The following is a 14,744-nucleotide window of genomic DNA, read 5'->3' as shown; positions in this document are numbered from 1 at the left end:
ACCCTGTGAACAGCCGTGTCTGGATCCTGCTGGGGATTTTTTACCTGATGCTGGTGCTGTTTGCAGCACGGCTATGGCAGCTCCAGGTGGTGCAGTACGAGCAGTACGCCACCCGCAGCCAGGGCAATTACCTGCGCACCGAGACCACCCTAGCCCCCCGGGGGAGAATATTTGACCGCAACGGCCGGGTAATCGCAACCAACCGGCTGGCAGTAGATTTGCTTTACATGGGGGGCGAGGTGCAGTTCAAGGATCGGCTTCTGGCCCTGACCGGACTCAAAGCCCTACCCGAGGCAGGGCGTGAGCCAGTGGAACTGATGGTCAACGTCCCCGAAGCCCTTGTCCCCACCCTGGCCGAGCTGGCTGCAGGCGAGCCGAACCTGAAGCTTCTCGAGCGAATCGAGCGCATCTATCCCAATCCAATTGCGGGGCCAGTTATCGGTTACACGGCCCTACCCAGCCAGGAGCAGCTCAAGGAAGGCTACGAGCCAGAGGAGCTGGTGGGCGCTTCGGGCCTCGAGGCCGCCCTGGAGCCTCAGCTCAGGGGTGTCAAAGGGGTGGTGCTGGCTGAGGTAAATGCCAGAGGCCAGCGGGTGCGCTTTGAGGAAATCAAAGAACCCCAGGCTGGCACCGACGTCTACCTCACCCTGGATCTGAACTTGCAACAGGCCGCCGAGCAGGCCTTGCAGGAGGCCGTAGCCGACATTAATCGCATCCGTCAGCGCTATGGTCTTCCTCTGGTCAGCCGCGCCAAGGGTGCCATCGTGGCGCTGGATCCGCGCAGTGGCGAGGTTTTGGCTATGGCCACAGCACCCGCCTTCGACCCCAACTTGTTTGGCCGCAGGCCACGTCCTAACGATAAAATCCGCGAGCTTTTCGCCGACAAGGACCGCCCTACCCTGAACCGTGCCGTTAACGCCTATCCACCCGGCTCCACCTACAAGCTGGCAAGCTCGAGCATGGCTTTAGAAAGCGGCTACGTAACGGCCAACACTGCGTTCCGCTGCAGCCCCTACATCGTTTTTGGTGGCATACGGCGCAACTGGGCTAAGGTGGATATGGGCATGATGACCGTCAAGGAAGCCATCGCGCAAAGCTGCAACACCTGGTACTACCAGGTCGCCATGCTCGATCCAATCGGCATGATAAATAAGCTGCACAAGCGGGCCCTCGAGCTCGGCGTGGGGCGGCCTACAGGCCTGGAAATCGGCGAACAAGCCGGGATTGTGCCCACCCTGCAGTGGAAGAAGCAGAACATCCCCAAAGACCCCCGCTGGTGGCCGGGCGAGACCCTCTCGATCATGATTGGGCAGGGGTACAATAAGGCCACGCCGGTGCAGATTGCCCGAATGCTGACCACCATCGCCCAGAACGGTCAGCAGCCCGAGCTGCATCTGGTTCGTCGAATTGGCAACCAGGAAATAAAGCGGCCCACCACCTTGGTGAGCGGCCGTTATTGGCGCGAGTTGCAAGAAGGCATGCGAAAAACCGTAACCTGGGGTACCGCCCGGCACATACTGGGTGATTTTCCGGTAGCCACCGCAGGTAAGACCGGAACGGCCCAGAACGAAACCCTCACCCCAGGCCTCGAGCACGCCTGGTACATGGGCTACGGGCCGACAGACCCCGCCGACCCACGCCCCCCTTTGGTGGTGGTGGCTTTCTTTGAAAACGGCGGCGAGGGCAGCGGCGTGGCGCTTCCGGCAGTCAAAAAAGTTATGGCCGCGTATTGGAAAGTCGGGCAGCCTGTGGCGCAGCGCTAAGGCCAGGCCGCTCGAGCAAGTTGCTCCCCGCCCATCGCCATCGTCTGGCCTGCCAGCCTCAAAACGAAAGCCTGCGGAAGCCCATTCCCCTACTTTTTCAGCTCGCGCACATAGGCCAGCACTGTGTCAGCATCGCGAAAGGGATTCACGTTGCGCCATATGCGCTCAATACGGCCTTTGGGGTTGACCAGAACGGTGTCGCGGTTGTAGAAGCCCAAAAAGCCACCCACCTTGAACAGCCGGGCCAGGGCGCCGTCTTTATCGGGCAGCATGGCGCCCTTGAGGGCCATCTGCTCGATAAAGGCACACTGCTCGGCGGCAGGGTCGGCGCTTACGCCAAAAATTTCCACCCCAAGCCTATCGAACTCGCCGGAAAGCTCTGCATAGCGCTTGCCCTGGGCGGTGCAGCCGGGCGAGCTGGCCTTGGGATAAAACCAAAACAGCAGATACCTTCCCTCCTTAGCTATGGCCGCCAGGTCTACAGGCCTGCCATAGGAATCCTGTACCTTGGGCAAGGCCACCGGGTCACCAGGAGCCAGTGCCAGCACCGGGGCCAGTACCAGAAGCATCCACCACAAGCGCCGCATGACTAAAGTTTGATGGCAAAGTTCATCATCGGCTGTAGGCCAGGCTTCATCTTGAAGCGGCCTCGAGCTGCCCAGCGGCTTTCATCTTCGACTCCAGGTACTCCAGCACCACCTGGGCATCGCGGAAGGGGTTGACGTTGCGCCAGACCTGCTCGACCTTGCCCTGGGGGCTAATCAGGATGGTGTCGCGGTTATACAAACCCAGTAAAGCGCCCAGTCCCAAAAAACCCCCAACCCCAAACGCACGCCCCAACAGGCCCGACTGATCGGGAATCATACCGCCCCCCAGCGCCAGCTTATCGATAAAATCACACTGGGCCGAGGCAGGGTCCCGGCTCACCCCGAACACCTCCGCACCAAGCTGCTGGAAAGCGTCGCGCAGCTCGGCGTACTGCCTGGCCTGGGCCGTACAACCGGGCGAGCTGGCTTTAGGATAAAACCACAGCACAATGTAGCGCCCCTGCCGCACCAGCTCGGCCAGGTCTACGGCTCGGCCCAGCGCGTCCTGTACCCGAATCAGCGGGGCGGGGTCGCCGGGTTTGAGTTTCATATTTTCAGTATGAAGGTTTTACGCTACCCTGGCCGTAAGGCAGCACAACATTGGGCTCGAGGGGTTCGCTAATGGCTTTGTACTGGACGATCCGCTTTGGCACAGACCACTGGCGCCCAGCAGAAGGGATCCGGTGGCAGCCGCGGAATCAAACACCCTGGGCCGAGCGGCTGATAGGTGCCTCAGTTTTGTTATGCAGGGTGTTGTGCCAGATGGCAATGCCACGCAATGGGGCGTATACCTCGAGGCTAGGCAGGGCCTGGCCGTCCAGCTTGATGCGGTGAATTTTGCTGCCGCCTCGGCGGATAGCGTAGATGGTATCGTCCAGCACCACCATATCCACCTGGCTGTTGGGGTCTTCGCCCTCGGCCACGGGCAGCGGCAGCGAGAGCAGTACCTCGCCCTCGAGGGAAAGTTTGCGAATTTTCTGGCTGTCCACATCGTAGATTAAAAGCTCTTCCTGAGGGGTCAGGCCCAGCCCCCCCAGCAGCCGCAGCTCTTGCGACTCCCGGCTCTTGCGGAAGGCATAGCGTGAAACATACTGGCCTTTGTGGTCGAGGCGCTGCACCTGGCGGTTGCCGTAATCGAGCACAAAGATATAGTTCTGGCTGGCCAGCAGTACCCTCGGCGACTCAAAGGTTCCCCGGCCCGGCCCGGCTCCACCAAAGCGGGTTACGGGGTTGCCCGCAAGGTCAAAGCGGGTGATGGTGCAGGCCTCACCGTCCAGCACCAGCAGGCCATTTGGCAAAGCCGCCAACGAGACCGGGTACAAGAGCTCGCCCAGCTTCATGCCGTAAGGTGCAATCGAGTGGGTAATCTCGCCTTCGGCATCAAAGCGGTGCACCAGGCGCACTGCCCCACCGCCATACTCAAATAAGCTGATCCAAAAGCCCCCGTCCCTGTCAACAGCCAGCGCCAGCGGGGGGGATGGGAACATACCCCGTCCACTGCCCACCCCGCTCCACATCCGCATTAAGGTGCCGCTCAGGTCCATCAGCCGCAGGGTGCCCTTTTTGGTCTCGACCGCCAGGGCCAGGTAGGAAGGCGCGGTCAGGCCCGGGTCTTCTTCCCACTTACCGCGCAACACCTCCAGCACCGTTTCTAAACCTGGGCGCTTTTCCGGGTCTTTCTCCAGCATCCGGTAAATCAGGTCGGAGAGCACCTGGGGAATCTCGGGGTTGACCTGCTTGGGAGGGGCCGGCATCTGGGTAATCTGCTGGTGGATGACCGCCTCATAGGCGCCCTGGAAAGGGGGCTGTCCGCACAGGGCCTCATAGAACACCACCCCAAAGCTGTAGATGTCCGATTTGTGGTCGATGCGCTGGCCCTTGGCCTGTTCTGGGCTCATGTAGACCGGGGTTCCAATGCGGGCGCCGGTGATGGTCAGGCGGGTCAGCACCTTGCCGGCGGCAATGCCAAAGTCCATCAGGCGCACCCCACGTGGGTCTACACTGCCGTCCTCGCGCAGCGCATTTTTAAGCACCATGATGTTTCCGGGCTTGATGTCACGGTGAATGATGCCCTGGGCGTGGATGTGCTGCAGGGCCTCGGCCACTCGACTCATTATCTGCACTATGCTCTTGATGGACAGGCGCTTGCTTTCGATAAGCCGGTCAAGTCCCTCGCCATCGAGAAACTCCATCGCGATGTAGTGGGTATCGCCCTGGTTGCCATGGTCGTACACCTTGACGATACCGGGGTGATCGAGGTGGGCCAGCAGCTCGGCCTCACGGTGGAAACGCCGCACAAAGCGCGGGTCGCCAACGTATTTTTCCTGGGGGATTTTTAGGGCTATGAGGCGTCCGTCTTTTTTGCTACGGCCCTTGTAAACGGTAGCCATGCCCCCAATGCCAACTTTTTCCTGGATTTCGTACAGGGCCTCGAGGCCCGTAACGCTGTTCGAGGCCGAAACTTTTGGGTTGTTTTTGCCTTTGGCAGTTTGGGGGGTCGGTTTAGGGCGAGGCTTGAAGGCCACGCGGGTAGTCCTGGGAACCCAGATAGCCCCCAGCCCCAACAAAAAAGCAGCAGCCAGCAGCCAGGGTTCGGCCCCCAACACCACCAGGCCCCCCAGCATGAGGGCCAGCAAGGCCAGCATAGGCCAGCTACGCCCTAAGCGCAGGATCAGGGCCGTGGAAATAGCAACCAACAATAAAGCCAGCAGGTAACTCATCTGAACCTCGCTGCTACAACCGTGATGTTGTCGGTGCCGCCCCGCACCAAGGCCTTTGCCACCCAGCTCTCGAGGGCCGATTGAAGGTCGCCGCCAATACTCCATTCCTCCGGGGGCACCAGCCCATACAGGCCATCGGTGGCCAGCACCAGCACTTCGCCGGGCGCAAAACTTACCGAGATGATGTCGTGCTTAACATCGGAGAGCCCCAGGGCCTGGGTAAGCATGTGCTTCCAGGGATGATCTTCGGCCTGTTCTGCGCTTAGCACGCCCTGGCGTACCTGCTGGGCCACCCAGGAGTGATCCTGGGTCAAAAGCGTCCATCGGCCCGATGAGTATCGGTAGGCGCGGGTATCACCCACATGTCCGATTACGGCTTGTCGGTTCCACTCGGTGAGTATTACCGCAGTCAGCGTGGTGCCCATGCCTTTACGCGAGGGCACCCGCTCCCCTTCCTGTAAAATGCGCCGTTGGGAGAGCTTAAAGGCCTTATCCATGACCAGGTTGAGCCCCACGCCCGGGCGGCCTGTTGCGGCGTGCTCGGCATAAGATTTGACTGCCGAGCTAACCCCTTCAATAGCCAGCTTGCTGGCCAGCTCACCCGCCTCGGCCCCCCCCATACCATCGGCCACAGCCAGCAGTACCAGGTTTCCGGCTGGGGTCGGATGCACTGCTACACGGTGAAAGTCCTCGTTGTTCCGACGACGCCGGCCAATGTTGGATTCTGTGGCAATTTCGAGCCGTGCCAATCGCATGACACCTTATAATACCGTCTGAATGAAAGCAGGCCTGGTTGAATTACTTGAGTTATATGAGTACAAGGTAGATGACCTTGTGGCAGGCAACGAACCCAAAGGGGGAATGGCCGGCCTCACCCGTTTGCGCCAAATTTTGATTCAGTCCAACCTGCCGGGTCCTTTGGCCAAGAAGTTTCGGGACATTGATGGGCGCTTCAAGGCCCACCGCCCGGGGTACAAAACCACCGTGGACGAAAGCAGCGCCCCTGACCTAAGCGCAATTGTGATTGAAGATGAGCAGGCCTCGTTTAGCCCTGAGCGGGAAGCCCTGGGCAAACTGGCCGAGGCGGTGTACTGGAGCCGTCTCGACCGCGACCTGCTTCGCACGGCGAAAGTTCTCAACCAGGGTAAGCGCGATGAGCTGCGCATGGCCTTTGCCATTCTGCAAAACCTCGAGGCCTATTCCAAAAGCCCCCATTTTTCGCAGGACTATAACCTTTCGCGCTTCACGCTTGCCCATCCCATTCCCAGCGTTTCAGACCCCAGGGTTCACCTCGACAACCTCACCATCGCCAAAAACCTGCTATTAGAGCTGTTTCGTGAGGCTTTTGCCCTCTCCCCCAAACTCAAGCTCCCACCCGAAGAAACCGTGCCTTATATAAGGCGGTTTGCCCGGCGGATACTCGAAAGCGAGGGCTCGCTACGAACCAGCTCGCGCGGGCCTAGCCTCGAGGCCCTGCACCGGGCACTCGAGGAAGCCCGACGGCAAAACCTTAGCCTAGGCGAGATTCGGGCCTTAGAAGAACGCCTGCAAAATGCCGCCGCCGAAGAACGGCGCATGTCGCTGGTCATTGAAGAAGACCGGGCGCGATTCTCGGCTGCCATTGAGCGCCTTACCAGCCTGCTCACCCGCTACCTACCCAGTCCGATGGGCGAAGCCAGCTGGCCGCAAATACCTCAAAAAATCCTGGGAAGCCAGAACCCCGAATACGCCCTCGAGGCCATTCCACGCGAGGCCAAAGCGCTTACCCTGCGCCTGATGCCCCAGCGCTTCTATTTCTGGAATCACGAGGTAGGTATTTCGCAGGCAGGAAAAGTCTTTGGCATAAGCGTAGCCGAACAGGAGCGGATTATCGAGGAAGAGGCGGCCTTCAGTCTGACCCTGCCCGACGCCGAGCTGCATGTTATTCGCTACAAAGATTATCTGCACCTGCGTATCGGGCCACGCGAAGCGGCCAGCCTGGCCAGTCTTCTGGCCGAAGGTCGGGTGCTCGCTTATCTGATGTGGCCGGAAAATCACTTTGCCTACCTGCGCTTACTGCGGGCCCTCTCGGCACGCCTGAAGGGCGATATCAACTACGGCCAGTTTGGCCCGGAGTCGGCCAGCAAGTACAGCGAGGCTCCGGTAGACAATCTCCAGGACTTTGCCCGCAAGGGCCTCGAGGTGGTCAGGGGCCGCATCGAACGAAACCCCCAGTGGACAGCCCGCCTGGCCGAAATTGCGCGAATGCTGGGGCTTGAGGGCTATGCCCAGGTACTGCACCTCGAGCTCTCCGAATGGCTCGGGTTTAACCCACCCTCCCGCGACACTTTAGGGGGCGATGTGGGCTCGACCACGGTCGGTGATAGCCCCAGTACCATTAAAGCGGGCAGTGCGGTTCTTTCGCTGCGCTATCAGGACGACAGCGTCTACGTTTCGGCCACCGGTCTGATACCCCGTAAACTACAAGACCTCCTGGTCTGGCTGGTACCCGAAGGCGGGCTGGTGCTGGCTCGAGAAGGCGCGCGGGTGGCCCACAGGCTGGTCAGCATACACCCCCTGGAGGCAAAACTTTGAGGTGTACACGGGGTTTTTGCCCTTTTTACCTGGCGGCAAGCCAGAATACTGGCTTCGGCATGGCCCATATTTCCAGCCCCGGTGGCCCGTGATGCTCATACTGCCTTATCTAAACCCGGTCTAACTTTACCACCGACCATTGACTCATTATGATAGGTCAACCTATGTGGAGCGCATTAAAACATCAAGCATTCCGATGGCTGTTTTTCTCTACACTGGTTTCCCTTATCGGAAGCAAAATTCACCGCGTAGCCCTGCTATTTGTGGCCTACCAGGAGACCCAGAATGCCGTCTGGGTATCGCTCATACTGGGGGCCCAGTTTCTGGCCAAAGCAGTGTTAGGGCCGCTGCTGGGACCGCTGGCCGACCGCTACGACCGCAAAACCCTGATGGTTATCTCCAACCTGGTTCGGGCCTTTCTGGTCGCCTGCATTCCCCTGTTTGCCATGGGCTCGATGCCCCTGCTCATGGTGCTGGCCTTCCTGATGGCGGTCTTTGAGTCCATTTACTACTCCGCCAGCAACAGCGCCATACCCGATTTGGTGTCCAAGTCGGAGCTGGATAGCGCAAACAGCCTCATCACCTTTGTGGATCGCTTTGCCGATGTGAGCTTTGTGGCCCTGGCAGGCGTGCTGGTGGCCGGTGTGGGACCTGCACCCGCTTTTTGGATTGATGTGGTCTCGTACCTTATAACCGCCGCATTTCTGGTTTTTTTGCCTACGCTGCCGGGCAAGGCCGGTAAAGGCAACTATTTCGCGGCAGTGGCCGAGGGGCTGCGTCCGCTGTGGCAAAACCCGGTTCTGCGCCGAACCGTCGGCACCCTGGCTTTAGCCGCAGCTTTCGGCTCGGTGGAAGCGGCGCTGGGCATCGTTTATGCCATAGGGGCCCTGAAGATCGGGGTGCAGGGCTTTGGGGTGCTCGAGGCCCTCATGGCGGCAGGTGCCGTTTTGGGCGCGCTCATCACCCCCTTCCTCATCGGTCGTTTGTCGCGTGAAACCGTGTTCTTGATGGGCCTGGGCATCTGGGGACTATTTCTGGCCTCTACCGGACTATTTCCATTCCCGCTTTGGGCCGGCATTGCCATGGTTGCGATGGGCTTGCTAAACAGCATGTTTATCGTTCCGGCCCGCTCCATTGTCCAGACCGCCGCCCCGCCCGAACTGCGCGGACGCATCCTGGCAGCCTTCGGGAGCACCATGCAAAGTGCAGTTCTCATCGGCACTTTTTTAGCAGGTGTACTCGAGCCCCGCCTGGGGGTACTGGCCGTCCTGATTCTGAGCGGAACAGCCGTTTCTCTGGCAGTTCTGGTGGTTTATGTGCGGGGGGGCATTCCCACTCCCTTGAGCGAAACCAAGGCCAGCTAATGGTGCAGAAGGTTTCTAGGTGCAATAATGTATTGTCGTTTTGGAGGCACGAATGAACATTCAAAAAATCATGAAAGAGGCCCAGAAGGCCCAAAAAAAAGCAGCGGAGGTGCAAGAGCGCCTGGGTCAGATGCTGGTCATCGGTAGCGCTGGCGGGGGGCTGGTAGAGGTCACCTCGAATGGACATGGGCAGATTCAGGCCATTAAGCTCAAGCCCGATGCAGTGGACAAAGACGACCTCGAGGCCCTCGAGGATCTCATTTTGGTAGCCATTCAGGACGCCCAGCGTAAAGCCCACGACCTCTCCGAGAAGGAGATGAGCCGGGAGCTGGGCGGCATCGGCAACATGCTGGGGGGCATGTTCTAAAGCCGATAGCTTGCAGCGAGTGCTACAAGCTATCACTGACTGGCCCGCTTATGCGCTACCCTGAGCGTCTACTCAAACTGGTGCGGGCCCTGGCTGGTTTACCAGGGGTTGGCCCTAAGAGCGCACAAAAGCTTGGGCTTTTCCTGGTGCAGAATCCCGATATGGCCTCGGAACTCCTGGGCAGCCTGCAGGCCGCGCAAGCCCTGCACCCCTGTCCGGTGTGCGGCAACCTGGCCGAAGAGGAGCTATGTCCCATCTGCGCCGACCCAGAGCGCGACCGAAGCGTCATCTGTGTGGTCGAGACCATCTCGGATCTGATGGCTATCGAACGCAGCGGTGAGTACAGCGGCCTTTACCATGTGCTGGGCGGCGCGCTAAACCCACTGGAAGGCATCGGGCCAGAGCAGCTCAACCTGGAAAAGCTGTTCTCCCGCCTGGAGGGCATCGGCGAAGTAATCCTGGCAACCGGGATGACCGTAGAGGGCGAGGCCACAGCAGGTTTTTTGGCCGAACGGCTAAACCAGATGCATATTCGCTCGACCCGCCTGGCCTATGGCTTACCGGTGGGGGGTAGCCTCGAGTACGCCGATGAGGTTACCCTGGCCAGGGCGCTGGAAAACCGCCGGGGCTACCAGTGATGGGAAACAGACCTGGCTGGCCTCACGTAACGGTGTGGTGTGCAATTGCCCAGGTCTTTGGCAGAGGCTATGCTAGGCTAAATCCCGTATGATCTGGAACGATTGCGAGGGCCTGGCATGAAAATGCTCGAGACCCTGGTACCACTTGGTGCGCGCCAGGCTGTTCTGGCCAGTCAGGATGGACTGGTTATCGAAAGCATTGGCAAGGATACGCCCGCACCCGAGCTGCTCGCCGCCGAGCTGGCAAGCCTGGCCAGAGCCAGCCGTACCCTGGCCAAAAGCCTAGGCGGGGAGCTCAGGCGCTTCACCATCGCCACCGAGCAGCGTGAAGTGCTGGTGGTGGTTTTCAGCGGTTACTGTCTGGGCGCTGTGGTCGAGAAGGGCACCGACCGAAAAAGTATCGGCCTCGAGCTTCTGCGTCTGGCTATGCGTTTGGCACAGACCATTTAGGAGTGATTCTATGGTTCAAGAAGTTCTTGGCGAACTGCAAGCAACCAAAGGGGTGGTGGCCTCAGCGCTAATGGCCGAGGACGGCTTTGTGGTGGAAAGCATGCGTACCGAGCAGGCTCCGGACATAGATTTTTTTGGCGGCGCAGCTTCCACAGCGCTGGCGTCTGCACGGGCTTTATCGCAGGAGCTAAAGCGCGGCGAGGTGGAAGAAGTCATGGTAGAGTACCCCGAGGGACCAGTTTTGCTGGTTCCGCTCGAGGGTGGATACCTGCTGGTGGTGCTGATGGACTCCATGCAAAGCCTGGGTCGGGTGCGCTTCCAGCTGAAAAAAAGTGTTCCACGCCTCAAGGAGGCTTTATCGTGAGTGAAGTTTCACAGGTGCCCGAGCTGCGCGTAGACATTGACCGCGAAACCGCCCTTGGCAAGTACGCCAACTTTGCCATTTTCTCGCATCAAAAAAACGAGTTCTACCTCGACTTTGCCCTAATGCAACCCAGCGGGCAACCCAATCAGGTGGTGGCTGTCGTCACCAGCAGGATTATCACCAGCCCCCAGCACGCCAAAGCGCTGCTGCGTAGCCTGGCTGAGAACATTCAGCGCTACGAAGAAACCTACGGGGTTATCCCCGAAGCTATGGACACTTCCAAGGCCTAGACAATATTAGGCCGCTCAAAACCTGATTTCTTTGTCCTGCACAGCACAGTTGCCTCCCGGATGGGAGGCAACGTCTTTGAAGAAGGCGATAGGGCGGTCTTCCGAGGGCGTGGTGTAATCAAATTGCATCATAAGAAATGTCTTTGATTTGTTCTTTTTGCTGGGGCCCCCACCTGAAGCTGTGTCAGGAACTGCCCTTGCATCTGGCCGGCTTTGACCTGCCCTAAACAGAAAGCTTCAGGTGGGGTTCATATCACAAATACCGCTTGAACCATTCCAGGTAGGCATTAAGCCTGGCAATACGGCGGTCGGGACGACCCGAGCGGCTGAGTTCGTGCCCTTCTTCGGGAACCCTGAAAAACCGGCTAGGCACGCCCTTTTGCAACAGAACGGTGTACCAGGTTTCGCCCTGGTCTATGGGGCAGCGGTGGTCTTGCTCGGAGTGCACCACCAGGGTGGGGGTTTGCACCTGATGGGCCAGCGAAAGCGGGCTTTTTTGCCAGAGCAGCTCGGGGTTGTCCCAGGGTCTGGCGCCTAGCTGAAGGAAGGTAAAGCGCGGGCCAATGTCGGAAGCACCATAAAAGCTTGTCCAGTTACAGATGCTTCGGTCGGTTACAGCCGCCTTGAAGCGGTCTGGGTGGCGGGCGGTAAGCCAGTTGGTCATGTAGCCCCCGTATGAACCCCCTGCCACCGCCACCCGGCTCGGATCCAGGGGAAAGCGGGTCAGCACCTCATCCAAAAAGCCCAGCAGGTCTTTCTCGTCAATGTCCCCCCAGCGCTGCCCCAGGTCGGTGAAGTCCTGCCCGTAGCCTGTTGAACCCCGCGGGTTACAGAAGGCCACAGCAAAGCCTGCATCCCGAAACAATTGCAGCTGAAGCATCAGGGCATTGCCAAAAGCAGTGTGTGGCCCGCCATGAATGTACAGAATTACCGGGTGGGGGCCTTCGCCCTCTGGAAGCAGTACCCAGCCCTGCACGGTATGGCCTTCGGGGGCCTGGTGGCGTACCTCCTGCGGGGTGGGCAGCTCGGGCAGTATCCCGGCGTTGGGGTCATACAGCACCTCTTCACCACGGGCCAGGCAAGCCCCACGGGTAAAGTTTTCCGAAAGGGTGTAGAGCTCGTTGTTGCAGAAGGCAAAGCCCAGGGTGCTGGAGCCTGCCGAGTTAACAAACTGGGCCTGCCCCTCGAGCGTAACCGCCAGCAGGCGGGCCGAGCCCTCGAGGGTAACCACCACATATACCCGACCATCGGGCCCCAGCCTGGGGGTTTGGAGGCCGCTGCCGATGCGCATATCCGAGTTCAGGGAATTCAGGAAAGAGCCCTCGGCCAACAGCCGGATGGCCCCGTCCAGTCCTCGGTAATAAAGCCTGGGCTGTGTACCCCCGCCCCGCTCCCAGGCATGCGCCAGGTAGACCAGGCCGCCATCCGGGGTGGGCTCGAGGCCGCCCACAGGCCCCACCCCGCCAAATAGCTCCTCCACCCGACCATCCAGACCCACCTGGTAGGCCCGCTGGACCCAGGCCCAGCGCTCCTGCGGTGTGGCTGAAGCAGTAAAGAAGAGCCCGTCGCCCGGTGTGTTCCAGGCCACCTCTTCGATGTCTTGCGAAAACTTGACCAGGGGTCTGGCTTCTTTGTCTTCCCAGAGCCAGATTTCCCTGGGCTGATCGGGCAACAAGCCCCTGGCATCAAACTTTACCGGCCAGGTCTGGTAGGTGCGGGGCTCATCTGGCCTGGGCGGCTCGTAATCACCCCGGGTCAATAGGGCAATGCGGCTTCCATCAGGGCTCACCTTGTAGCCTTCGACCCCCGACTTGAACTGGGTGAGCTGCTCGGCCTCGCCGCCCGCCAGGGGCAAGCGAAAGAGCTGGTTGGCTTTATCTACCTTGCGGGTGAAGTAAATGTAATTGCCGCGCCAGAAGGGTGCTTTGGCCTCGCCCTGGGTCAAAAACCGCACAGCCCCATCCCAGATGGCTAAGCGGCTTCGGTAGCGGGGTGGGTCTTTCTCGGGCCGCTCGATATCGCTGTAGACAAACAGCGGCTTACCCGTTGGGCCTTCGGTCAGATCGGACAGGAAGCGGAGTTGATACAACAGGTCGGTGTTCACCCCTATACTTTACCTGACCGCCGGGTCAGCAGGGGAAGCCGGAGAGGCACGTGGGCGAGGGGTACTTCCCTACTCAGCGCTGTTGCAAGCTAAGGGTATAGGTATACGCGCGGCCCTGGCCCGGGGCCAGGGTAAAGCGAACGCGGTAGCCTTCTGGGGTGCGCTCGAGGCCCTCCCCCTCCAGGGTGAAGGGCTGGGGCATCATCTCCTGTATTTCAACCTCTACCGGATAGGTCTTGGGGTTCTGCACCCGGGTGGTCACGCGGAAGCGGTTGCGGGCTTGTTGCTCAATCTGCCGGCTGGCCCGGCCCTCGGGGTCGGGGCCCAGCATCAGGATAACGTTGTTCCCTTTGGCGGTATCGCCTGCAGCGGCCTGCCCCACAAACACCCCCTGCTCGCGGATGCTGACCACACCCGCGGCCAGGTTTTCTGGTGCAGCAAAGCGAAAGCCCCGCACAAAAGCAAGCTCGCGTTCCGTGCTAAAGCCGGTCTGCAAGCGCCAGAGGTAGACCGGTTGTACACGGGAACGGATAAAGGGCAGCTCGGTAAGACCGGGCTCGAGCGTCACCTCCCCCGGTAAGCGGTAGCGGTAGGTGCCCCCTGCCTCCCCCACGAACTCCGCCTCAGATACGTCCGCTGCGGCAGGCGCTTTCTGTAGCATCCGGGTTTCGGGGCGCAAAGCCGGTACTTCAAAGCCCCCTTCCAGCAAAGGCACGCTCCCGGCCACCAGTTCGGTGCGGCCCAGCCGCAAGGGCAGGCCCAGTCTGTTGGACAGGGTAGCCCAGCCCGTGAGCTCGCCATCCTCGAGCGTGTAGCGCAGACTCCAGGACAGACCTCGAGTCAGATAAGCCAGGGTACCCGCACCACCCCCCTGGTAACGGAAGACCACCTTAGGGCCAGGCACAGAAGAAAATCCGCTGGGGTCGGGGTAGGCCACCGTTCCCGGAAGCCCCACCAGATAGCGGCCCTCATACAGGAATAGATTGCGCTCAGCACTCACCAGCGTGGCCTTGCGCCACTGGCCTTCCCAGTAAAACTGCACCTCCTTGCCCACATAGGCAGTGAGGGGGTTCTGCGGGGCCGCCACCTGCACCCGGCGCGATTGTTCAGTCACCCCAATCAGGCGCAGGGTGCCGGGCACCAGGCTCTGAAACAAAGCCTCGCCCGGCTCCCAGACCCATTCGTTTGGCGGCAGGGTCTGTGGTTGTCTAAGCTCAGCAAAACCCCGATAAATGACCGCCTCTTGAGCCTCTACTACCCCCAAAAGCAGCACTATCCATAACAAAATTAGCTTTGGCATAGGTTCAGTAAATCACCTTGTCTGCCAAGCAGGGTGAGAGAGCGCTGATCAAGCCTTGAAGGTGGGTGTGCCAGTTGCGTCAGGGTAGATTGGCAAAACCCGCGGAATGAGTCTATGCGTACCTGGCGCAATTCCTAAAGCGAACTTTCGGAACAGCATCTTGCATTTCAATTCTGGAGACACTTGCCCGCCAAAAAAGCTTGGGCGCCTGAGCCAAACCAAA

Annotated in this window: 14 protein-coding genes; 8 read left to right on the top strand and 6 right to left on the bottom strand. The window is 60.0% G+C overall.

Annotation, left to right across the window (positions count from 1 at the left end):
* Nucleotides 1-5: 5 nt before the first annotated feature.
* Nucleotides 6-1,763 (top strand): penicillin-binding transpeptidase domain-containing protein, encoded by a 1,758-nt coding sequence (locus ABWU19_RS05755; RefSeq protein WP_435900799.1) that lies wholly within the window; start codon nucleotides 6-8, stop codon nucleotides 1,761-1,763.
* A gap of 89 nt (nucleotides 1,764-1,852) precedes the next feature.
* On the opposite strand, the gene ABWU19_RS05750 is transcribed toward ABWU19_RS05755, so the two are convergent.
* From ABWU19_RS05750 to ABWU19_RS05735, 4 genes are all read right to left on the bottom strand, one after another.
* Nucleotides 1,853-2,350 (bottom strand): peroxiredoxin, encoded by a 498-nt coding sequence (locus tag ABWU19_RS05750; protein WP_435900798.1) that lies wholly within the window; start codon nucleotides 2,348-2,350, stop codon nucleotides 1,853-1,855.
* Nucleotides 2,351-2,396: 46 nt separating this feature from the next.
* Nucleotides 2,397-2,900, bottom strand: coding sequence for a peroxiredoxin (locus ABWU19_RS05745; RefSeq protein WP_435900797.1), 504 nt, complete (start codon nucleotides 2,898-2,900; stop codon nucleotides 2,397-2,399).
* A 148-nt stretch (nucleotides 2,901-3,048) separates the two neighbouring features.
* Entirely contained in the window at nucleotides 3,049-5,070 is a 2,022-nt protein-coding gene (locus ABWU19_RS05740; RefSeq protein WP_435900796.1) for a protein kinase domain-containing protein, read from the bottom strand.
* Nucleotides 5,067-5,825, bottom strand: coding sequence for a PP2C family protein-serine/threonine phosphatase (locus ABWU19_RS05735; RefSeq protein ID WP_027877170.1), 759 nt, complete (start codon nucleotides 5,823-5,825; stop codon nucleotides 5,067-5,069). The genes ABWU19_RS05740 and ABWU19_RS05735 overlap by 4 nt, the downstream gene beginning before the upstream one ends.
* 22 nt (nucleotides 5,826-5,847) lie before the next feature.
* On the opposite strand from ABWU19_RS05735, the gene ABWU19_RS05730 reads away from it, so the two are divergent.
* From ABWU19_RS05730 to ABWU19_RS05700, 7 genes are all read left to right on the top strand, one after another.
* Complete coding sequence (locus tag ABWU19_RS05730) at nucleotides 5,848-7,644, top strand: hypothetical protein (protein ID WP_435900795.1); 1,797 nt, start codon at nucleotides 5,848-5,850, stop codon at nucleotides 7,642-7,644.
* A 164-nt stretch (nucleotides 7,645-7,808) separates the two neighbouring features.
* Nucleotides 7,809-9,008: an MFS transporter gene (locus ABWU19_RS05725; RefSeq protein WP_435900794.1), complete on the top strand. Its 1,200-nt coding sequence runs from the start codon at nucleotides 7,809-7,811 to the stop codon at nucleotides 9,006-9,008.
* A 52-nt stretch (nucleotides 9,009-9,060) separates the two neighbouring features.
* Nucleotides 9,061-9,375 (top strand): YbaB/EbfC family nucleoid-associated protein, encoded by a 315-nt coding sequence (locus ABWU19_RS05720; protein ID WP_027877167.1) that lies wholly within the window; start codon nucleotides 9,061-9,063, stop codon nucleotides 9,373-9,375.
* A 50-nt stretch (nucleotides 9,376-9,425) separates the two neighbouring features.
* The gene (gene recR / locus ABWU19_RS05715) at nucleotides 9,426-10,013 is read left to right on the top strand and encodes a recombination mediator RecR (protein ID WP_314133493.1); all 588 of its coding nucleotides are present in this window, start codon (nucleotides 9,426-9,428) and stop codon (nucleotides 10,011-10,013) included.
* A 117-nt stretch (nucleotides 10,014-10,130) separates the two neighbouring features.
* Nucleotides 10,131-10,463, top strand: coding sequence for a roadblock/LC7 domain-containing protein (locus ABWU19_RS05710; protein ID WP_027877165.1), 333 nt, complete (start codon nucleotides 10,131-10,133; stop codon nucleotides 10,461-10,463).
* A gap of 10 nt (nucleotides 10,464-10,473) precedes the next feature.
* Nucleotides 10,474-10,827, top strand: a complete 354-nt coding sequence (locus tag ABWU19_RS05705; protein ID WP_027877164.1) for a roadblock/LC7 domain-containing protein — start codon at nucleotides 10,474-10,476, stop codon at nucleotides 10,825-10,827.
* 14 nt (nucleotides 10,828-10,841) lie between these two features.
* Nucleotides 10,842-11,117: a DUF3467 domain-containing protein gene (locus ABWU19_RS05700; RefSeq protein ID WP_027877163.1), complete on the top strand. Its 276-nt coding sequence runs from the start codon at nucleotides 10,842-10,844 to the stop codon at nucleotides 11,115-11,117.
* A gap of 253 nt (nucleotides 11,118-11,370) precedes the next feature.
* Here the strand turns inward: ABWU19_RS05700 and ABWU19_RS05695 are convergent, their stop codons facing one another.
* Both ABWU19_RS05695 and ABWU19_RS05690 read right to left on the bottom strand, forming a co-directional pair.
* The gene (locus ABWU19_RS05695; RefSeq protein WP_435900793.1) at nucleotides 11,371-13,221 is read right to left on the bottom strand and encodes a S9 family peptidase; all 1,851 of its coding nucleotides are present in this window, start codon (nucleotides 13,219-13,221) and stop codon (nucleotides 11,371-11,373) included.
* 73 nt (nucleotides 13,222-13,294) lie between these two features.
* Nucleotides 13,295-14,521 (bottom strand): DUF4139 domain-containing protein, encoded by a 1,227-nt coding sequence (locus tag ABWU19_RS05690; RefSeq protein WP_435900792.1) that lies wholly within the window; start codon nucleotides 14,519-14,521, stop codon nucleotides 13,295-13,297.
* Between the last annotated feature and the right edge of the window lie 223 nt (nucleotides 14,522-14,744).

The sequence above is a fragment of the Meiothermus cerbereus genome (assembly GCF_051297115.1).
GTDB lineage: Bacteria > Deinococcota > Deinococci > Deinococcales > Thermaceae > Meiothermus > Meiothermus cerbereus_A.
Note: the sequence above shows the minus strand (reverse complement) of the source record. Positions and strands in the feature narration are given on the sequence as shown.